This is a genomic window from Streptomyces sp. NPDC005898 (assembly GCF_040629635.1).
Taxonomy (GTDB): domain Bacteria; phylum Actinomycetota; class Actinomycetes; order Streptomycetales; family Streptomycetaceae; genus Streptomyces.
The window spans coordinates 1-19,829 of the sequence record NZ_JBEXWC010000014.1; the positions used below are offsets into that span (position 1 = coordinate 1).

Annotated in this window: 15 protein-coding genes; 1 reads left to right on the forward strand and 14 read right to left on the reverse strand. The window is 71.6% G+C overall.

What is annotated here, in order from left to right:
• From pgi to tkt, 5 genes are all read right to left on the reverse strand, one after another.
• A partial coding sequence (pgi, locus tag ABZ385_RS19680) for a glucose-6-phosphate isomerase (protein WP_358912417.1) occupies positions 1-1,301 on the reverse strand: 1,301 nt, incomplete at its 3' end.
• Positions 1,294-2,235 (reverse strand): glucose-6-phosphate dehydrogenase assembly protein OpcA, encoded by a 942-nt coding sequence (opcA, locus tag ABZ385_RS19685; protein WP_358579183.1) that lies wholly within the window; start codon positions 2,233-2,235, stop codon positions 1,294-1,296. The genes pgi and opcA, both read right to left, overlap by 8 nt.
• Entirely contained in the window at positions 2,232-3,764 is a 1,533-nt protein-coding gene (zwf, locus tag ABZ385_RS19690) for a glucose-6-phosphate dehydrogenase (protein WP_358579180.1), read from the reverse strand. Before zwf ends, opcA begins: the two co-directional genes overlap by 4 nt.
• A complete protein-coding gene (gene tal, locus ABZ385_RS19695) occupies positions 3,761-4,921 on the reverse strand; it encodes a transaldolase (RefSeq protein ID WP_358912419.1) in 1,161 nt (386 codons plus the stop codon). Before tal ends, zwf begins: the two co-directional genes overlap by 4 nt.
• Positions 4,922-4,944: 23 nt before the next feature.
• Positions 4,945-7,041, reverse strand: a complete 2,097-nt coding sequence (gene tkt, locus ABZ385_RS19700) for a transketolase (protein WP_358912421.1) — start codon at positions 7,039-7,041, stop codon at positions 4,945-4,947.
• A 215-nt stretch (positions 7,042-7,256) separates the two neighbouring features.
• Between tkt and ABZ385_RS19705 the strand changes: the two genes are divergently transcribed.
• Positions 7,257-8,171 carry an AraC family transcriptional regulator gene (locus ABZ385_RS19705; protein ID WP_358579172.1) on the forward strand — a complete coding sequence of 305 codons (915 nt, stop codon included), beginning with the start codon at positions 7,257-7,259 and terminating at the stop codon, positions 8,169-8,171.
• A 32-nt stretch (positions 8,172-8,203) separates the two neighbouring features.
• Here ABZ385_RS19705 and ABZ385_RS19710 read toward each other — a convergent pair whose 3' ends face one another.
• The 9 genes from ABZ385_RS19710 to ABZ385_RS19750 all read right to left on the reverse strand — a co-directional run bounded on the left by ABZ385_RS19710 (position 8,204) and on the right by ABZ385_RS19750 (position 19,797).
• Complete coding sequence (locus tag ABZ385_RS19710; RefSeq protein WP_358579169.1) at positions 8,204-8,941, reverse strand: enoyl-CoA hydratase/isomerase family protein; 738 nt, start codon at positions 8,939-8,941, stop codon at positions 8,204-8,206.
• A 19-nt stretch (positions 8,942-8,960) separates the two neighbouring features.
• Complete coding sequence (locus ABZ385_RS19715) at positions 8,961-9,395, reverse strand: PaaI family thioesterase (RefSeq protein ID WP_358579167.1); 435 nt, start codon at positions 9,393-9,395, stop codon at positions 8,961-8,963.
• A gap of 36 nt (positions 9,396-9,431) precedes the next feature.
• Positions 9,432-10,700 carry a beta-ketoacyl-[acyl-carrier-protein] synthase family protein gene (locus ABZ385_RS19720; protein WP_358579165.1) on the reverse strand — a complete coding sequence of 423 codons (1,269 nt, stop codon included), beginning with the start codon at positions 10,698-10,700 and terminating at the stop codon, positions 9,432-9,434.
• An 11-nt stretch (positions 10,701-10,711) separates the two neighbouring features.
• Positions 10,712-10,987, reverse strand: a complete 276-nt coding sequence (locus ABZ385_RS19725) for a phosphopantetheine-binding protein (RefSeq protein WP_358579163.1) — start codon at positions 10,985-10,987, stop codon at positions 10,712-10,714.
• Complete coding sequence (locus ABZ385_RS19730) at positions 10,977-12,752, reverse strand: fatty acyl-AMP ligase (RefSeq protein ID WP_358912423.1); 1,776 nt, start codon at positions 12,750-12,752, stop codon at positions 10,977-10,979. Before ABZ385_RS19730 ends, ABZ385_RS19725 begins: the two co-directional genes overlap by 11 nt.
• Entirely contained in the window at positions 12,749-14,275 is a 1,527-nt protein-coding gene (locus ABZ385_RS19735; RefSeq protein WP_358912425.1) for a radical SAM protein, read from the reverse strand. The genes ABZ385_RS19730 and ABZ385_RS19735 overlap by 4 nt, the downstream gene beginning before the upstream one ends.
• Complete coding sequence (locus tag ABZ385_RS19740; RefSeq protein ID WP_358579157.1) at positions 14,272-15,579, reverse strand: radical SAM protein; 1,308 nt, start codon at positions 15,577-15,579, stop codon at positions 14,272-14,274. The genes ABZ385_RS19735 and ABZ385_RS19740 overlap by 4 nt, the downstream gene beginning before the upstream one ends.
• A gap of 333 nt (positions 15,580-15,912) precedes the next feature.
• Positions 15,913-17,076, reverse strand: coding sequence for an extracellular solute-binding protein (locus ABZ385_RS19745; RefSeq protein ID WP_358579234.1), 1,164 nt, complete (start codon positions 17,074-17,076; stop codon positions 15,913-15,915).
• A 126-nt stretch (positions 17,077-17,202) separates the two neighbouring features.
• Positions 17,203-19,797: an MXAN_6230/SCO0854 family RING domain-containing protein gene (locus ABZ385_RS19750; protein WP_358912426.1), complete on the reverse strand. Its 2,595-nt coding sequence runs from the start codon at positions 19,795-19,797 to the stop codon at positions 17,203-17,205.
• Positions 19,798-19,829 lie beyond the last annotated feature (32 nt).

Here is a 19,829-nt window from a genome sequence, read left to right on the forward strand (position 1 = left end):
GCGAAGAGGTTGGCCATCAGCAGGTCGTGCTGCGCGGCCAGCTCGCCCAGCTCCTCGACGGGCTTCGCGAAGCCGATGAGGTCGGCGGGGATCAGCTTCGTGCCCTGGTGGATGAGCTGGTAGTAGGCGTGCTGGCCGTTGGTGCCGGGGGTGCCCCAGACGACCGGGCCCGTCTGCCACCGCACCGGGCGGCCCTCGCGGTCCACGGACTTGCCGTTGGACTCCATGTCGAGCTGCTGGAGATAGGCGGTGAACTTCGACAGGTAGTGCGAGTACGGCAGCACCGCGTGCGACTGGGCGTCGTGGAAGTTTCCGTACCAGATGCCCAGCAGGCCCATCAGGAGCGGCGCGTTGGCCTCGGCGGGTGCCGTGCGGAAGTGCTCGTCCACGAGGCGGAAGCCGTCCAGCATCTCGTGGAAGGCGTCCGGGCCGATGGCGATCATCAGGGAGAGGCCGATGGCGGAGTCGAAGGAGTAGCGGCCGCCGACCCAGTCCCAGAACTCGAACATGTTGGCCGTGTCGATGCCGAAGTCGGAGACCTTCTCGGCGTTCGTCGACAGGGCCACGAAGTGCTTGGCCACGGCCGCCTCGTCGCTGAGGGAGGCCAGCAGCCAGGCGCGGGCGGCCTTGGCGTTGGTGATCGTCTCGATGGTGGTGAACGTCTTCGAGGCGATGACGAACAGCGTCTCGGCGGGGTCGAGGTCGCGGACGGCCTCGTGGAGGTCGGCGCCGTCGACGTTGGAGACGAAGCGGACGGTGAGGTCGCGCGCGGTGTAGGGGCGCAGCGCCTCGTAGGCCATCGCCGGGCCGAGGTCGGAGCCGCCGATGCCGACGTTGACGACGTTCTTGATGCGCTTGCCGGTGTGGCCGGTCCACTCGCCCGACCGGACCTTCTGCGCGAAGGCGGCCATCTTGTCGAGGACGGCGTGCACCTTCGGCACGACGTTCTCGCCGTCGACCTCGATCACGGCGTCGGCGGGTGCCCGCAGGGCCGTGTGCAGGACGGCGCGGTCCTCGGTGGTGTTGATCTTCTCGCCGCGGAACATGGCGTCGCGCTGCCCGAACACGTCGGTGGCGGCGGCCAGCTCCTGGAGGAGGGCGAGCGTCTCGTCGGTGACGACGTGCTTGCTGTAGTCGATGTGCAGGTCGCCGACCTGGACGGTGTAGCGCTCGGCGCGCCCCGGGTCGGCGGCGAACAGGTCGCGCAGATGGGTGCCGTTGAACTTGGCGCGGTGGTCCTCCAGCGCGGTCCACTGGGGGCGGCGCGTCAGGAGGGGCTTGCTGTCCTTGGTGTCAGGCATGGTGAACGGACTCCTTGGTACCGAGGGCGTCTCCGTGCAGCGCGACGGCGTACATCTCGTCGGCGTCCAGGCGGCGCAGCTCTTCGGCGATCAGCTCGGCCGTCGAGCGCACCTTCAGGGCGAGGGTGCGCGCGGGCTGGCCGGGCAGGGACAGGGTGGCGAGGGGGCCCTCGGGGCGGTCGATGCGGATCTCCCCGTCGGCCGTGCCGAGGCGGACCGCCGTGACGACGGGCCCGGCGGTGGTGACGCGCTCGACCGCGACGCCCAGCCGGGCGCCGAGCCAGCGCGCGAGCAGTTCGGCGCTCGGGTTGTCGGCCTCGGACTCGACGGCGGCCGACGTCACCTCGACGCGGGCCTGGTCGAGGGCGGCGGCCAGCATGGAGCGCCAGGGCGTGAGGCGGGTCCAGGCGAGGTCGGTGTCGCCGGGGGCGTAGGACGCGGCGCGGGCCGCGAGGGCGGCGAGCGGGTCCTCGACGGCGTACGCGTCGGTGATGCGGCGGGCCGCGAGGGCGCCCAGCGGATCCTTGGCGGGGTGCTCCGGCGCGTCGACCGGCCACCAGACGACCACGGGGGCGTCGGGCAGGAGCAGCGGCAGGACGACGGAGTCGGCGTGCTGACCGACCTCGCCGTACAGGCGCAGGAACACGGTCTCGCCGGTGCCGGCCTCGGAGCCGACCCGCACCTCTGCGTCCAGGCGGTTGCCCTGGCGGTCGCGCGGGGAGCGGGCGGTGCGCCGGATGACGACGAGGGTGCGCGAGGGGTGCTCGCGGGAGGCCTCCTCGGCCGCCTTGACCGAGTCGTAGGCGTTCTCCTCGTCGGTGACGATGACCATCGTCAGGACCACGCCGACGGCGGGCGTGCCGATGGCCCGGCGTCCTTCCACGAGCGCCTTATTGATCTTGCTTGCCGTGGTGTCGGTCAGATCGATCTTCATGGCCTGCGCCAGCTCCGTCCGTCTCGTGCGAGCATCTCGTCCGCTTCCTCGGGTCCCCAGCTGCCCGAGGCGTACCGGGCGGGCCTGCCATGGTGGTCCCAGTGCTCCTCGACGGGGTCGAGGATGCGCCAGGACTCCTCCACCTCCTCCGTGCGCGGGAAGAGGTTGGCGTCGCCCAGCAGCACGTCCAGGATCAGCCGCTCGTACGCCTCCGGGCTGGACTCGGTGAACGACTCGCCGTAGGCGAAGTCCATCGACACGTCGCGGATCTCCATCGACGTACCCGGGACCTTCGAGCCGAAGCGCACGGTCATGCCCTCGTCGGGCTGGACGCGGATGACGATGGCGTTCTGGCCGAGCTCCTCGGTGGCCGTGGAGTCGAACGGCGAGTGCGGGGCGCGCTGGAAGACGACCGCGATCTCGGTGACGCGACGGCCCAGGCGCTTGCCGGTGCGCAGGTAGAAGGGGACGCCCGCCCAGCGGCGGTTGTCGACCTCCAGTTTGACGGCGGCGTAGGTGTCGGTCTTCGACGCGGGGTCGATGCCGTCCTCCTGGAGGTAGCCCCTGACCTTCTCGCCGCCCTGCCAGCCCGCGGCGTACTGGGCGCGGACCGTGGAGGCCGCGAGGTCGTCGGGCAGGCGCACCGCCTTGAGGACCTTCAGCTTCTCCATCACGAGCGACTCGGCGTCGAACGCGGCCGGCTCCTCCATGGCGGTCAGCGCCATCAGCTGGAGGAGGTGGTTCTGGATGACGTCGCGGGCGGCGCCGATGCCGTCGTAGTAGCCGGCGCGGCCGCCGATGCCGATGTCCTCGGCCATCGTGATCTGCACGTGGTCGACGTAGCTGCGGTTCCAGATGGGCTCGTACATCTGGTTGGCGAAGCGCAGCGCCAGGATGTTCTGGACGGTCTCCTTGCCGAGGTAGTGGTCGATCCGGAACACCTGGTCCGGGGCGAACACCTCGTGCACGATCGCGTTCAGCTCCTTGGCCGACGCGAGGTCGTGGCCGAAGGGCTTCTCGATGACGGCGCGGCGCCAGGAGCCCTCGGGGGCGTCCGCGAGGCCGTGCTTCTTGAGCTGCTGGACGACCTTGGGGAAGAACTTCGGCGGTACGGAGAGGTAGAAGGCGTAGTTGCCGCTCGTGCCGCGCTTGTCGTCCAGCTCGTCGACGGCCTCCCGCAGCTGCCGGAAGGCGGTGTCGTCGTCGAAGTCGCCCGGGATGAAGCGCATGCCGTCGGCGAGCTGCTGCCAGACCTCCTCGCGGAAGGGCGTACGGGCGTGCTCGCGCACCGAGTCGTGGACGACCTGGGCGAAGTCCTGGTCCTCCCACTCGCGGCGGGCGAACCCGAGGAGCGAGAAGCCCGGCGGGAGCAGTCCGCGGTTGGCGAGGTCGTAGACGGCCGGCATCAGCTTCTTGCGGGACAGGTCGCCGGTGACGCCGAAGATGACGAGCCCGGAGGGGCCGGCGATGCGTGGCAGGCGCCGGTCGCGGGGGTCCCTGAGGGGGTTGTGCCAGTCGGTGGCGCTCACTTGGTGCCGGCCTCCTTGTCCCGCAGGCGGGTGGCGACCGTGCCGAGCAGGTCGGTCCAGGCGGCCTCGAACTTGGCGACGGCCTCGTCCTCCAGCTGCTGGACGACCTCGTCGTAGGAGATGCCGAGCTTCTCGACGGCGGCCAGTTCGGCGCGGGAGGCGTCGTAGGTGCCGGTGACCGCGTCGCCGTGGATGTCGCCGTGGTCGGCGGTGGCCTTGAGGGTGGCCTCCGGCATGGTGTTGACGGTGCCGGGGGCGGCCAGCTCGTCGACGTACAGGGTGTCCTTGTACGCCGGGTCCTTGACGCCCGTCGAGGCCCACAGCGGGCGCTGCTTGTGGGCGCCCGCGGCCTCCAGGCGGGCGGCGCGGTCGGAGGCGAAGACCTGCTCGTAGGCCTCGTAGGCGAGGCGGGCGTTGGCGAGGGCGGCCTTGCCCTTGAGGGAGACGGCCTCGTCCGTGCCGACCTTCTCGAGGCGCTTGTCGATCTCGGAGTCGACGCGCGAGACGAAGAAGGAGGCCACCGAGTGGATGCCGGCCAGGTCGATGCCGCGCTCGTGCGCCTTCTCCAGGCCCGCGAGGTAGGCGTCCATGACGGCCTTGTAGCGCTCCAGGGAGAAGATCAGCGTGACGTTGACCGAGATGCCGAGGCCGATGACCTCGGTGATGGCGGGCAGACCGGCCTCGGTCGCCGGGATCTTGATCATGACGTTCGGGCGATCGACGAGCCAGGCGAGCTGCTTGGCCTCGGCGATGGTGGCGGCGGTGTCGTGGGCCAGGCGCGGGTCGACCTCGATGGACACGCGGCCGTCGCGGCCGCCGGTCGTGTCGTACACGGGGCGCAGCACGTCGGCTGCGGCGCGGACGTCGGCGGTGGTCATCATGCGGACGGCCTCCTCGACGGTGACCCGGCGCACGGCCAGGTCGGCGAGCTGCTCCTCGTAGCCCGCGCCGGAGCCGATGGCGGCCTGGAAGATCGAGGGGTTCGTGGTGACGCCCACGACGTGGCTCTTCTCGATCAGTTCGGCGAGGTTGCCGGACTCGATGCGGGTGCGGGAGAGGTCGTCCAGCCAGATGGAGACGCCTTCGTCGGACAGGGCCTTCAGGCGCGCGGCGGCGGGGGCGGGGGCAGCGGGTGCGGCGCTGGTCATCTGTGTCATCTTCTTTCGGGTGTTACGGGAGGTCAGGCGCGGGCGGCGGCGAGGGACTCATGTGCCTTCGCGGCGACGTTCTCGGCGGTGAAGCCGAACTCGGCGAAGAGGACGTCGGCGTCCGCGGAGGCGCCGAAGTGCTCCAGGGAGACGATGCGTCCGGCGTCCCCGACGTAGCGGTACCAGGTCAGGCCGATGCCGGCCTCGACGGCGACGCGGGCCTTGACGGCGGGCGGCAGGACGCTGTCGCGGTACTCCCGCGGCTGCTCCTCGAACCACTCGACGGACGGCATCGACACGACACGCGTGGCGACGCCCTCGGCCTCCAGCCGCTCCCGGGCCTCGACGGCGAGGTGCACCTCGGATCCGGTGGCGATCAACACGACGTCCGGGGTGCCCGTGGATGCCTCGGCCAAAACGTAGCCGCCCTTGGCGGCCAGCTCGTTGGCCTCGTACGTGGGCACGCCCTGCCGGGTCAGCGCCAGGCCGTGCGGGGCCGGCTTGGCCGAGCCGCGGCGCAGGATCTCGCGCCAGGCGACGGCGGTCTCATTGGCGTCGGCGGGGCGTACGACGTTCAGGCCCGGGATGGCGCGCAGCGAGGCCAGGTGCTCGACCGGCTGGTGGGTCGGGCCGTCCTCGCCGAGGCCGATGGAGTCGTGCGTCCACACGTAGGTGACGGGCAGCTGCATGAGGGCCGACATGCGCACGGCGTTGCGCATGTAGTCGGAGAAGACGAGGAAGGTGCCGCCGTAGATCCGGGTGTTGCCGTGCAGCGCGATGCCGTTCATCTCGGCGGCCATCGAGAACTCGCGGATGCCGAAGTGGATCGTGCGGCCGTACGGGTCGGCCTCCGGCAGCGGGTTGCCCTCGGGCAGGAACGACGACGACTTGTCGATCGTGGTGTTGTTGGAGCCCGCGAGGTCGGCGGAGCCGCCCCACAGCTCGGGGACGACCGGGCCGAGGGCCTGGAGGACCTTGCCGGACGCGGCGCGCGTGGCGAGCTTCGTGCCGGCCTCGAAGGCGGGCAGCGCCTGCTCCCAGCCCTCGGGGAGGCGGCCGGCGACGACGCGGTCGAGCAGGCGCGAGCGCTCGGGGTCGGCGGCGCGCCACTCGGCGAGCCGCTTGTCCCAGGCGGCGTGCGCCTCGGCGCCGCGGTCGAGGGCCTTGCGGGTGTGGGCCAGGACGTCGTCCTCGACGGTGAACGACTGCTCGGGGTCGAAGCCGAGGACGCGCTTGGTGGCGGCCACTTCCTCGTCGCCGAGCGCCGAGCCGTGCGCGCCCGCGGTGTTCTGCGCGTTCGGCGCGGGCCAGGCGATGACCGTGCGCATCACGACGAGGGACGGGCGCTCCGTCTCGGCCTTGGCGGCGGCGAGCGCCTCGTACAGGGCCTTGGCGTCGATGTCGCCGTCGGGCTGCGGGGTGACGCGCTGCACGTGCCAGCCGTAGGCCTCGTAGCGCTTGGCGACGTCCTCGGAGAACGCCGTGTCCGTGTCGCCCTCGATGGAGATGTGGTTGTCGTCGTAGAGGAAGACGAGGTTGCCGAGCTTCTGGTGCCCGGCCAGGGAGGACGCCTCGGCGGAGACGCCTTCCTGCAGGTCGCCGTCGGAGACGATCGCCCAGATGGTGTGGTCGAAGGGGCTGGCGCCCCGGGGGGCGTGGGGGTCGAACAGGCCGCGCTCGTAGCGGGCGGCCATGGCCATGCCCACCGCGTTGGCGACGCCCTGGCCGAGCGGGCCCGTCGTCGTCTCGACACCGGCGGTGTGGCCGTACTCGGGGTGGCCCGGGGTCTTGGAACCCTGCGTGCGGAACGCCTTCAGGTCGTCGAGGTCCAGCTCGTAGCCGGCGAGGAACAGCTGGGTGTACAGGGTGAGGCTGGTGTGACCCGGGGAGAGGACGAAGCGGTCGCGGCCGGTCCACTCCGGGTCGGCCGGGTCGTGCCGCATGGCCTTCTGGAAGAGGGTGTACGCGGCCGGGGCGAGGCTCATGGCGGTGCCGGGGTGGCCGTTGCCGACCTTCTGCACGGCGTCGGCCGCCAGGAGGCGGGCGGTGTCGACGGCACGCCGGTCGAGTCCGGTCCACTCGAAGGGGCGCTCGAAGGGGTCCAGGCCGTCCGGTGTCTGCGTGCTCATCTGTATGACTTCCTTCGCATCCGTGGTGCTTCCTCGGTGCCGGGGGGCACCGGCGGTCCGGGGCCAAAGGCCCTGGTCCAGCCACCTTCGAACTTAAAGGTCATACTTTTGCCGAGGAAGGTGCGCCCGTGTCACCGTCCGGTGAAAATGGGACAGCCGGGGCGGGCGGAAGCCGCCCGGACCCACCAGAGACGGAACAGACCCCGGGAACACGCATGACCGAGCGGGCCGACGCGCATCCGAGCGCGCACATGGGCGACGCGGAGCACATCCGTACCTACCCCTTCGACGCGAGCGCGAGCGTCTCCGGGGTGGGGATGCAGGTCGGCCCGATGGGCACGGACGGCCCCTGGGCGGGCGGCGTCGGCCTCTCCCGGCGCGTGCACCGCATCGACTTCCACGTCCTCCTGTTCTTCCGCGCGGGCCCGGTCCGCCACATGGTCGACTTCACGGAGTACGAGGTCGGGGCCGGTGACGTGCTGTGGATCCGGCCCGGCCAGGTGCACAGCTTCTCGGCGACCGACGCCTACGTCGGCACCGCGCTCACGATGCAGCCCGGTTTCCTGCCGCGCTCGATCGTGGAGGCGACGGGCCTGTACCGCTACGACCGGCCGCCGCTCCTGCGTCCCGACCAGGGCCAACTGGCGGCCCTGGAAGCCTCGTTGGAGCAGCTCCAGCGCGAGTACCTGGACACCTCGACGCTGCCGCCGAGCCTGCACACCTCGGTGCTGCGGCACTGCCTGACGGCCTTCATGCTGCGGGTGGCGCACGTGTCGGCGCAGGCCGCGGCCGACGAGGGCAGGTTGCTGCCGGACTCGGCGTTCTCCCGGTTCCGCGGCGCGGTCGAGCAGGGCTTCACCACCAACCACAGCGTCAGCGCCTACGCCGACCAGCTCGGCTACTCCCGCCGCACCCTGGTCCGCGCCGTGCGCGCGGCCACCGGCCTGACCCCGAAGGACTTCATCGACCGCCGCGTGATCCTGGAGGCGAAGCGGCTCCTGGCCCACACCGACCTGCCGGCGGGGCGCATCGGGGCGGCCGTCGGCTTCGCGGACTCGGCGAACTTCTCGAAGTTCTTCCAGCAGCGGACCGGGGTCACGCCGGCGGGGTTCCGGGCGGAGCAGGCCTGAGGCCCCGCCCACGCCCGGGCGGGGCCCCGGGGTCAGCCTCGGCGCAGGGCCGCCAGGTACCCGCGCAGGGTGCGGCCGGTGCGCTCGGCGCTCCACAGCCTCAGCACCTCGGCGTCGTCCGACGGCCCGGCGGCGGCGATGCGCCCGTGGGTGGGCCGGTGGAGCTGGCGCTTGGCGAGGGCGTAGACGTCCGACGGCGCGCGGCTCAGCTCCCGCGCCCGCAGCAGCGCGGCGGCGAGCAGCTCGTCCGGCTCGACGAGCGTGTGCACCAGGTTGACGGCGAGGGCCTGCCGGGGCGTCAGGCGGCCGGCCCCCAGCACCATCGCGTCGAGCGCCGGGCCCACGGCGTGGCGTACGACCTCCAGGCACACCGTCGGGAAGGGCACCCCGGCGGCGAGTTCGGTGAGCCCGATGGAGCCGTCGGACATCAGCCGCAGGTCGCAGGCGGCGGCCAGCACGCAGCCGCCGGCCAGGGCGTGCCCGTTGACCGCCGCGACCACCGGCCTCGGGTGGTCGAACAGGGCGAGGGTCGCGCGGTGCAGGGCGGGCAGGAAGGCCTCGGCGTACTCCGCCCCGCCGTCGATCACCCGCTTGAGGTCCACCCCCGCCGAGAAGGACCGCCCGCGTCCGGTGAGCACCACCGCGCGGGCGTCGGCCACGTCCTCCAGGGCCTCGGGGAGGCGGGTGAGCAGCTCCTCGTCCAGGGCGTTGACCGGCCCGTGGTCCAGGGTCAGGAGCGCGATGCCGTCGTGGTCGGACACGTCGATCACTGGTCGGTCCTCCGCGCGGTCAGTCCGCGTAGCCGTCGAGGTCGGTGAGCGGGATCTTCGAGACCGTGTACGTGCCCTGTCCGGCCGCCACCAGTTTGCCGCTGTCGCTGTAGATGTCGCTGCGCGCGACGTAGAGCGTCCGGCCGGCGGTGACGACGTGGCCGACGGCGTAGATGCCCTCTTTGCGCACCGGCCGGATCAGGTTGATGTGGTAGTCGACCGTCAGGACGCTGAAGGTCTCCTCCATCGAGTTGGCCGCGACGAATCCGGCCGTGTCGCCGACCTCGAACATCATGGCCGCGTGCAGGAAGTCCGCGTTCTGGGTGAGGTCGCCGTGGAACGGGATGGCCACCCGGGCCCGCCCCGCCTCCTCGATCTCGATGGTCTTGTCCAGGAAGCGCGAGATCTTGCAGTTCATGCAGCAGCGCGTGAGCTTCTCGAAGTGCGTGGACACGTTTCTCCTCTGCTGGGGGGTGGGGCGGCGACGTGGTCAGGGACGGGACACGACGAGGCCCGCGTTGATCCCGCCGAAGCCGAACGCGTTGATCAGACAGCGGCGGATCTCCCTCTCGCGGACTTCGCGGGCGATGTCGGCCTTGACGAACTCCGGGTCGGTCTCCTTCAGGTGCAGCGTGGGCGGGACGGCCTGGTGGCGCAGCGCCATGAGGGCCCCGGCGAGGTTCAGCGGCCCGTTCGCGGCGAACGTGTATCCCAGGTGCCCCTTGATCGACGTGATGACCGGCCGGTGACCGGTGTCCTCGGTGAGCGCGCGCAACGCCTCCAGTTCGGCGGCGTCGCCCTGCACCATGCCAGACGCCTGGGCGAACACGCAGTCGATCGCGGCAGGTTGTACGCCCGCGTCGGCGAGGGCGCCGCTCATGCAGCGGGTGACGTGGCGGGCCGAGATGCCGGTGAGGTCGTCGCCCCCGCTGTTGGCGTCGAAGCCGGTCAGTTCGCCGTGGATCACCGCGCCGCGCGCCTTCGCGTGCGCGCGTTCCTCCAGCACGAAGACGGCGGCCCCTTCACCGACCACGATGCCGTCCCGCGAGCGGTCGAAGGGGCGGGGCGTGGACTGCGGGTCGTCGTGCCGGCTGAGCACCCGCATCGCCTGGAAGCCGGAGTAGGTGATCGGGGTGATGACCGCCTCCGCCCCGCCGGCGACCGCCCAGGCGCGCCTGCCGGACCTGATGGCGCGCATCGCCTGCCCGATGGCCTGGCTGCCGCTCGCGCAGGCGCCGGCGACCGTGACCTGCTCCTCCTCGATGCCGTGGCGCAGGGCGATCACGCTCGCCGCCATGTTGGGGATGAGGGAGGGGATCAGGAACGGGCTGGTCCTGCGCACCCCCTGCCGCTCCTGGCGCAGGACGCCCGCCTCGATGCTGGGCAGCCCGCCCATGGCCACGCCGAGGTACACGCCGCCCCCCGGCGGATACCCCCGACGGGCCGCTCCCCCGTCCGCCTCGGGCTCCGTGACCCCGTGCAGCCCGCTGTCCTCGAGCGCCCGGTCGGCGGCGAAGAGCGCGTACCGCGCGAAGGCGCTCATGCGCCCGGTCTCGAACCGGAGCGGGCCGGGTGCGAACGTGACGACGGAGTCGTCCACCTCGCCGGCGTGCCGGGCGCTGAACCGGCCGGCGTCGAAGCGGGTCAGGGGAGCGATCCCCGAACGCCCGGCGACGAGGCCCCGCCACAGCTCGTCGACCGTCGAGCCGAGCGGGCACAGCACCCCCGCCCCGGTGACCACCACGCGGTGTCGCGGCACGTCCGGCTCCGTCAGGCCCGCTGCTCCGCGGCGTCCAGGGTCCGCCGTATGTACTGCTCCAGATCCCGCATGGTCTGCAGATCGTCCATGACGGACTCGTCGAAGTCGACGCCGAAGCAGTCCTCCAGGAACAGGAGCAGCTCGACCATCTTGAGCGAGCTCATGCCCTCGATGGAGTTGCCGATGTTCGACTGCGGGGTCAGATGGGACACGTCGGTCTCGACGAACTCGCCGATGTGCTGCACGATCTTGTCGAAAAGCTCCTGGTCCCGCTGGTCATCCTGCATCTGGTGCCCCTCCGGAGGTCACACGCTTCGATTCGTCGGTACGTCGGAACGGCGGGCGTTCCTCGATGATCTTTCGGCAGAGATGGCGCTGGATCTTGCCGCTGGTGGTCCGGGGCAGCTGCGCCCGCCGGATCCAGTGGAAGGTGACGCCGCTGATCCCGAACGCCTCGGCCAGCGCGGCGCGCACCTCGTCGGTGACGTGCCGCCGGTCGCGGCCCTCACCGATGCGTTCGTCGAGCAGGAGATGCAGCTGTTCGGTGCGGAGCATCGGGTCGGGGACGCCGACGGCGACGACCGCGGGGGTGCGCGGGCTCTTGGCGACGGCCTCGACGAACCTCTCGATCTGGTCGGGGATGTGGTTGCGGCCGGAGATGATCACGATCTCCTTGCGGCGGCCGGTGACGTACAGCTCGCCGTCGACCTGGTAGCCGAGGTCGCCGGTACGCAGGTAGCCGTCCGGCCGCTTGAGCCGCTCGTCGGCCGGGCCGGTCCGCGAGGCGGCGCCCTGGTCCGGCGCCTCGGGGCGCGCGGCGTCCTCCCGTGCCGGGAGATAGCCGTCGATCAGGCTGGGCCCGGACACCTCGATCTCGCCGATCACGCGGTCGGGCAGCGGCCTTCCGTCGCCGTCCACCACCCTCAGCCGATGGCCCGGGACGGCGGGGCCCACGCACATCATGCTCATGCTGCGCGGATCACCGGCCGGGCGCGGCTCGGCGCGCCCCCGGGCCGAGACGGCCTCCGCGTCCACCCGGTCGACCGCGTAGGGCCGGTCGACGTCCGAGATGGTGGCCGCCAGGGTCGCCTCCGCGAGCCCGTACACCGGTCGCAGCGTCGTCTCGGGCAGCCCGAACGGGCCGAAGGCCGCCTGGAATTCGCGCAGGGTGGCCTCGTGCACCGGTTCCGCGCCGCACAGCGCGACACGCCAGGAGGACAGGTCGAGATCGGCGGGAGGCCGCCGCTTGGCCACCCGCGCGCAGATGTGGAACGCGGAGCTGGGCGCGGGCGAGAGGGTCCCCCGGTGCCGGCTGATCCAGCGCAGCCAGGACATCGGGTTGCGCAGGAAGGTGACCGGATCCGCGAGCACCATCGGGATGTGCGCGTGCAGCGCGTACGAGATGCCGATGAGGCCCATGTCGTGGAAGAGGGGGAGCCAGCTCACCAGTGAGTCGTCGGGGCGCGCGTGGATCGCCTCGGCGATCGCCCGGACGTTGGCGGTGATGTTGCCGTGCCGGACCATGGCCAGCTTGGGCGCGCCGGTCGAGCCGGAGGTCGCCTGGAGATGGGCCAGGGACGCGGGGGTCGCCCGGGGCGTGCCGAGGGCGACGGGTTCCCCGCGCAGCGCCTCGGGGGTGGTGACCGCGACCGGCAGGAAGGCGCCCAGCATGTCGGCGAGTTCGGGGGCCGCGACGACCGCGGTGGCCCGCGCCTGGTCGGCGAGGCCGCGCAGAGGGGCCGCGTGGTGCGGGCCGCTCCCGGCCGGTTCCGCCGCGATCACCGGCACGACACCGGCGTAGAGGCAGCCCAGGTAGACCGCGAGGAAGTCGCGTGAGGTGGGCAGGACGAGGAGGACGCGGTCCCCCTCCCCGATGCCGTGCGCCCGCAGCCCGGCCACGGTCCCGGCGACGAGGCGGCGGACGTCGGCGTAGGTGAGGGCGAACTCCTCCTCGGACCGCTCGATCACGTGGAACGCCGGCCGGTCGGGGGTGCGGTCGGCGTGGTCGAGGAGGGCGCCGATGACGGTCCGCGCCGGGTGCTGCGCCGTCATCGGGCGTATCTCTTCACGAATTCGACGTCGGTGGTCTTGGACGAGCGCGCCAGCCACTCGCGCAGCTCCCCGTGCCGTGCGTCGAAGTCGGCCTTCAGCAGGTCCTCCCGCAGGGTTCCGGCCGCCGTGTAGTACGGCTTCTCCAGCTGTTCGAGGAAGTGGATGTGCCGGCGCATCCCCTCCCGGCCGCGGTCCACGCTGCGGGAGTAGGCCTTCAGGCGGGCCCGCCGCTGGGGCCGCGTCTCGATCTCGAACGCCCGCTTGAAGAAGATGTCGTAGCTGTCGAGAATGCCGCGCTGCAGTTCGCTGGGGCGCATCTCGCGCGGGAAGATCCCGACGAAGGAGTAGTGCTGGTAGGTCGGCACCTCCATGATGATCCGGTGGTCCTCGACGTCTTGGCGCGCCCCGTACAGCAGGTTCTGGAAGGGGTACTCGGCGAGGCAGACGAACACCGGGTGCATGATGCGGGCCTCGGCGCACCAGCGGGCGGTGGCCTCGATGGCCGGCCGGTCCTGGACGTCGAGCCCGAAGATGATCGCGGAGTGGATGGCGATGTCGTTCTCGGCGAAGCGCAGCAGGCGCCGGGTCTGCTCGGAGGGGTCGACGCGCTTGTTGAACGCCTGGAGCACGCTGGGGTCCTCCGACTCCACGCCCAGGCAGTACTCGTCGAACCCCGACCGTTTGAGGTCGAGCACGAGATCCATGTCGTCGGCGTGGTTGACCCGGCTCATGGCGATGAACTTGTAGTCGCGGTCCCGGAAGGTCTCGGCGATCTCCCGGCAGTAGTCCTTGCGGGTCGTGAAGTTGAGGTCGGTGACGTAGAAGCGGTTGCACCCGGTCTGCCGGTAGATGGCGTCCAGTTCGGTGCGGACGTCCTGTGCCGTCTTGGTGCGGAAGCGGCGTCCCAGCAGGCGGATGGCGTAGCAGAAGGAGCAGGCGAAGGGGCAGCCGCGGGACATCGAGACGGTCGCCCAGTGCAGTTTCGGCGCGCCGGCCAGGAATTTCGGGTTGATGGCGGTGGCGATGTTGCCGTAGCGGGCGATTTTGTTCACCACGAGGTCGCCGTCGGCCCCGATGTAGGCCAGGTTGTCGACCTCGGTGAGGGGGTCGCCGTTCTCCAGCGCGTTGATGAGCTGGACGGCGGGGATCTCGCCCTCGGCGATCACCGCGTAATCGGCGTAGCGCAGTGCCTCGTAGGGGGCGAATGCGGCGTGCGGGCCGCCCATGATGACCACGCAGCCGGGGCGTTTGGCGCGCTGGATCAGCTCGACCGTCTCGATGTTCGACCAGAAGTGGGTGGCGAGTGCCGAGACGAGGATGTAGTCGTACTCGGCCAGGGGGAAGTCCTGCGGTTTCTGCCCCCAGAACATCTGGCACATCTCGACCCGTGCGTCCGGGAATTCCTGCTGGACGAACGAGGCGACGTAGTAGATGCCGTCGTTGTACGTCGTCGCCAAGGTGGACGCGTCGGGATACGCCTCGTGGAAACTCAGTTGGACGCAGAGGATGTTGAGGCTTCTCATGCCGGCGATCCCGAGGGGCTCAGCGGCGTCGGGCGATGACGGCGCGCGAACTCCCGGCGCACCTTCGCCTTCATCTCCTGCTTGAGCGTGGCGGCGATGCGGTCGGGGTCATTGACCTTGCGCTGCGCCCAGGCGAGCAGGTCGCGGGCCTCGCTGCGGTTCATGTTCGGGTGCTTCCACACCAGGTTGTACAGGTCGTGCTTGCTGAGGTCGGGCTCGTCGACCAGGTGTTCCATCTGCCGGTAGAGGCGGGTGCCGTGGAACGGGGTCAGCAAGGTGAGCTGGCAGGCGAACAGCCCTTCCTCGCTGAGCTGTTCGATGTCGAACCGCATGTCCTCGATGGTGTCCTCCGCGAAGCCCACCATGAAGGTGCCGAGGGCGCGGCGGCCGTTGTCGATCAGTTCGCGGACCGTCTGGCGGACGTTGTAGACGTCGTCGCGCTTCTTGACGTCGGCGACGTTCTTGTCCCGGTACGACTCGATGCCGACGATCGCCCCGTCCATGTAGCGGTCGGTCAGCTCGGGGATGCGGCCGCGGATCAGGTCGGCGCGGGTGAGGCAGATCCAGGGGAGTTCGCGCTCCGCGAGGGCGTCGACCACCTGCTCGGCCAGGGTGTTGGTGAGGAAGAAGCTCTCGTCGTAGATGATGACGTGGGCGACGTCGGCGTCCCGGTAGGCGTCGAGCGCCGCGTAGGTGTCCTCCATGAAGATGGCTTCTTCTTTGGGATTGAAGATCGGCGTCGAGCAGAACGTGCACCCGATGTTGCAGCCGCGCTTCGAATACAGGTAGCCGACCGGGGACTTGAGCCCGCGGAATCCGCTCTCGCCGATCATGGCCGGGTGCCGCACGCGGGGCAGTGGCGTGCCGTAGACGTATTCGTGGATGGGCGCCTCGCCCGCGCCCTTCACCTTTTTGGTGAAGTAGGCGTCGATGCCCGGGGAAAGGACGCCGTAGTTCCCGGCCCATATCTCGGGGACACCGGCCTCACGTGCCGCCTTGGCCATCTCGATGGCGACCGGGGTGGACCAGGTGTAGAAGCTGACGCCGACCATGTCCCATTTCTCGGACCGTAAGGCGGCGAGATATTCGTCCCAGGTCGGGTACTCGAGGATTTCGACGTCCGGCACATTGTGCTTGATGAAGCGGAGCCCGGTCGGCGGACAGGTGACGGAGAGCCGGTCCTCCAGATCCACCGCACATGTCCAGGCCATATAGGTGTCGGTCCGGTCGTACCAGTTCCCACCGACACCGTCGGGCTCGATCAAAGCCTCTTTCGGAGCGGTCGTGAGGAGCACTCTCTTCATCTGCCGACCCCTGTCGCCACGAAACTGCGCTGTTTATGGACAGCCTATTTCAGGCATGGCCGTGTCCGACCGGCCCGCAATAGAAAAAACGATTTCGTTTAGCATGCACAGACTTTGGACTCTAGGATCGGCTGAATATGCCTGTCAACCCGCGCACCAAGCCGGTTATGGCCGCCACCGCATTCACGCCAACCGGCCGGCGCCCGCGCTTCTTGATCGGAATGCCTGGTCTCCCGGTGAGCGGACCGTACGCCGGTTCGAGAGCCGCTCGGGGCTCCGGGCAACTCGGCCAAAACCATGCGGGAGCACGTGGGGGCCGGGGCGGGAAGCGCCCTACAGGCCCGCCAGCGCGTTCCACCGCTTGGCGAACTCCGTGCGCTCCTGCGGCGTGATGTCCCGCGCGATGGCGAGCCGCGCCCGCATGGCGTCGTCCGGGAAGATCAGCGGGTCCTCCGCGAGGGCCGCCCGCTCCTTGTCCTTGGCGGAGGCGAGGACGTCGCGGGCCGCCGGGACGGGGCAGACGTAATTGACCCAGGCGGCCAGGTCCGCGGCCACCTCGGGGTCGTAGTAGTGGTCGATCAGCCGCTCGGCGTTCCGCTTGTGGCGCGCGAGGTTGGGGATCATCAGGGACTCGGCCCACAGCTCGGCGCCCTCCTCGGGGACGACGAACTCGATGTCCGGGTCGTCCGCCTGGAGCTGGATGACGTCACCGCTGTAGGCCTGGCAGGCGAGCACGTCGCCGCTGGAGAGGTCCTTGATGTAGTCGTTGCCGGTGAAGCGGCGGATGTGGTGGCTGCGCACCAGCTTCTCGACCTTGTCGCACATCCGGTGGAAGTCGTCGGCCGTCCACCGGGTGACGTCGACGCCGTCGCCCTGGAGCAGCAGCGCGAACGCCTCGTCCAGGCCGGAGAGCAGCGTCACCCGGCCCTTGAGGTCGTCGGCCCACAGATCGGAGACGTGCTTGACCTCCCGGCCGAGCTTCCGCTTGTTGTAGGCGATGCCGGTGATGCCCGACTGCCAGGGGACGGTGGACCTGCGCCCCGGGTCGAAGTGCGGCGAACGCAGCAGCGGGTCGAGGTACTTGGTGACGTTGGGCTGGCGGGAGCGGTCCATCTCCTGCACCCAGCCGAGCCGAACGAAGCGGGCGCACATCCAGTCGCTGATGACGATGAGGTCGCGCCCGGTCTCCTGGTGGTTCATCAGGGACGGGCTGATCTTGCCGAAGAACTCGTCGTTGTCGTTGATCTCCTCCGTGTAGCGGACGTCGATCCCGGTCCGCCGCTCGAAGGCGGCGAGCGAGGGGCGCCGCGTCGTGTCCTCGTCGTCCGTGTCGATGTAGAGCGGCCAGTTGGCGAAGGCCAGCCGCCGGTCCTCGGCCGAGCGGTCACGGGCGGAGCGCTCCTCCGGCGCGATGTACGCGGCGGGCACTCCGCAGCCCGCGAGCGTGCCGAGGGCCGCGCCCCCGCCGAGGGCGCGCAGCAGGGACCGGCGGGACACGGGGGCCATGGGGTTCGCTCGCACTCCGGCAGCATGCGCCCGCCCGTGTCCGCCGGGCAATGGACGCTGCGTCGAGCGGGGCGCGGCTGACCCGACACCCTGTCGACCGCCGCGTCCTCGCGCGGCTCACCCGGCGGGCTCCAGCCGGGCCGCGAGGTCCCCGGCGGTGACCCGCTCCAGCGGGGCGGCGTCGACCGGGCCCGGGTAGAGGCGGTACACCGTGCCGGCCGCCGCCTCGCGCGCGCCCGCCAACTCGCCGTGCAGCAGGGCGAGAAGGACGCGGCGGCCGGTCAACTCCGGTTCGGCGCGCAGCGCGTCCGGTTCCCAGCCGTCGCGCACGCGCAGCGCGAAGTCGGCGCGTGGTTCGTCCGCCGCGCGGCGGTAGCCCCACAGGACGTGGCCGCGGCCGCGTACGTACACCTCGCCGTCGGTGCGGGCGGCGGCCGTCCAGCACGCCAGGTCCCACAGGGTGGCCCGGCCGCACGGCCGGAAGGTGTCGAGCAGGTCGTTGCCCAGGCGCCGGATCGGTTCGCGGTAGCGCCACACGTCGTGGCCGGTCCCCGTGGTGGCCAGGGTGACGTCCGCCCACCACGCGCGCCGCGCGCGCAGGTCGACGATCATCGGGACGCGCAGCTTCGCGTCGCCGGCGAGGTCGAAGCGCTGCCGCACGGTCCGGGGGTCGTAGGCGGCCCGCTCCTTGCCCCGCACCGCCATGAACCCCGCGAAGGCGTCGGGGAGTTCGTCGAAGGGCACGTCGTTGTACGAGAGGACGGCGGGCACGACGAACCGCACCCCGACGTGCGCGAGCCGCGGCAGGTCGAGGTCCAGGTACTCGGTGGCGCCGTGCGGGGCGGGCGCCGACGTCAGGTCCCCGGAGTGCCGGGCGGCGCCGCCCGCGTACTCCAGGTGGGTGTAGTCGCACAGGCCGACGAAGCGCCACAGGTCGTCGTAGAGCGCGACGGACAGGTCGAGGTCGACGCGGGTGCCCTTGGGCTGGAGCCAGTGCAGGAAGAGCCGGACGGTCTCGCCGTCGGCGGGCAGGGGCAGCGAGCTGCCGCGCGGCACCGCGACCAGCGAGGCGGCCGAGGCGCGCTCGGCGAACGGCACGGGCAGGTCGGCGAGGGAGGCGTCCAGGACGGCCAGGTCGTAGCGCTGCCCCTGCCGCGCGGCGAGGCGCCGGACGGCCTCGGCCGCGATCAGCTCCCCGGCCCGGCCCGCGACCAGCGGGGGAAGCGGCGGCCGGTGGTCCTCGACGGCGTAGGCCTTGGTGACCCGCCCGCGCGGGAAGAAGACGCGGCGGTGCCCCGGGGCGGTACGGACCTTCATGCGGCCGTACGCGCCGAGCAGCGGGCCCGGCGCGGTGCGGGGCAGGGCGTGGGCGAGGGCCTCGGCGAGCGGCTCGGGCAGGGTGGTCGCGCCGGAGCGGGCCAGCAGCAGGTCGAGGCGGCGCAGGAGTTCGCCCGGGCGCTCGCGCAGCAGGGCGGCGGCGGAGGTGACGTCCCAGCGGTCCAGGGCCTCTTCGACGCGGCTCTGCCAGGTGAGCACGCGCAGCCGGTCGCCCACGAGCCGGACGTCGTCGTGCCGGGCCGCCTCGGTCAGCAGCACCTCGCCGAGCGCGCCGGCGCCGAGGCGCGTCCCGCGCAGCACGGCGAAGGCGAGCGCCGCGCGGGCGTGCCGGTGGGCGCCCTCGAAGGGGTGCAGGATCTCGCCGGCCCGCTTCCAGGCGTGCGGGTGGCGGGCCATGTCCTCGGTGAGGCGCCCGAGGTCGAGGCGGTCGAGCAGGCCGAGCAGTTCGCGGCGCACGGGGCGCGGAAGGCCGCGCAGGCGCGGTATTTCGAGCAGGTCGGGGTCGCCGCCGGACCGTACGACGAGGATGCGCAGGATGTCCGTGGCGGTGTCCGCGTACCGTCCGACGAGGGGCCGCGCCTCGGGGACGTCGAGGAGCGGGGCGAGGGCGAGGGCCTTGCTCTCGCGCAGCGGCACGGCCTCGGGGAGCCAGTCGGCGGCGGCGAGCGGGTCCGTGTGCCCGAGGAGCAGGACCAGGTCGTCGTGGTCCTGGGGGTTCAGGGGGGTGCGGCGGGCGAGCAGCGCGGAGAGTTCGGCGGCGGTGTCGCCGGGCGCGGCGCGGCGCAGGACGCGCAGGACCGGGCCGCCGTCACCGCCGGGTCCGGCGCCGGTGTCGAGCCACGGGCGGGTGGGCCCGTCCGTCTCGTAGCGGTTCTCGCAGACCGGGCAGGCGTACCAGACGCAGCACTCGTCGCAGCAGCCCCAGTCCTTCTCCTTGCCCAGGCAGTCGTCGCACAGGAGATGGGCGCAGGGCCCCAGAGCGCGGACGCGGCCCTTGGTGTTCGCGCAGTTCATGCAGGGCTGGTGCGGCTGGGCGGCCAGGCGCGCGAGGACGGCCGAGGCGTAGCGGTCGTGGGCGAGCCGGTAGGGGATCTCGTCGGGGAAGCGCTGGAACAGCGGGGCGTGCCGGCGGTCGGAGCCCATGAGGGCGTCGACGTCGGCGAGCAACCCCCGGCCGGTCGCGGCGAGGTCCGCGGCGGACAGGCCGGCCAGCGCGCGGCGCAGGCCGGTGGTCAACAGGTGCCCGCGGTCGGCGAGTTCGGCTTCGAGGACGACGACACCGGCGTCGGTCTCGGCGGACCGCCCGGGCCCGGAAGGCACGTACACGCTCTGCCGGCGACGCAGCAGCAGCCCGGCGAGGTCGTCGGACGTCATCGGATCCCACCCCCGTGGCGCGTGGAGAAGCG

Excerpts from the sequence above, each read along its gene's own strand:
- opcA (WP_358579183.1), bottom strand. The coding sequence starts at position 2,235 with ATGAAGATCGATCTGACCGACACCACGGCAAGCAAGATCAATAAGGCG.
- tal (WP_358912419.1), bottom strand. The coding sequence starts at position 4,921 with ATGACACAGATGACCAGCGCCGCACCCGCTGCCCCCGCCCCCGCCGCC.
- tkt (WP_358912421.1), bottom strand. The coding sequence starts at position 7,041 with ATGAGCACGCAGACACCGGACGGCCTGGACCCCTTCGAGCGCCCCTTC.
- ABZ385_RS19705 (WP_358579172.1), top strand. The coding sequence starts at position 7,257 with ATGACCGAGCGGGCCGACGCGCATCCGAGCGCGCACATGGGCGACGCG.
- ABZ385_RS19725 (WP_358579163.1), bottom strand. The coding sequence starts at position 10,987 with ATGCAGGATGACCAGCGGGACCAGGAGCTTTTCGACAAGATCGTGCAG.
- ABZ385_RS19730 (WP_358912423.1), bottom strand. The coding sequence starts at position 12,752 with ATGACGGCGCAGCACCCGGCGCGGACCGTCATCGGCGCCCTCCTCGAC.
- ABZ385_RS19735 (WP_358912425.1), bottom strand. The coding sequence starts at position 14,275 with ATGAGAAGCCTCAACATCCTCTGCGTCCAACTGAGTTTCCACGAGGCG.
- ABZ385_RS19740 (WP_358579157.1), bottom strand. The coding sequence starts at position 15,579 with ATGAAGAGAGTGCTCCTCACGACCGCTCCGAAAGAGGCTTTGATCGAG.
- ABZ385_RS19750 (WP_358912426.1), bottom strand. The coding sequence starts at position 19,797 with ATGACGTCCGACGACCTCGCCGGGCTGCTGCTGCGTCGCCGGCAGAGC.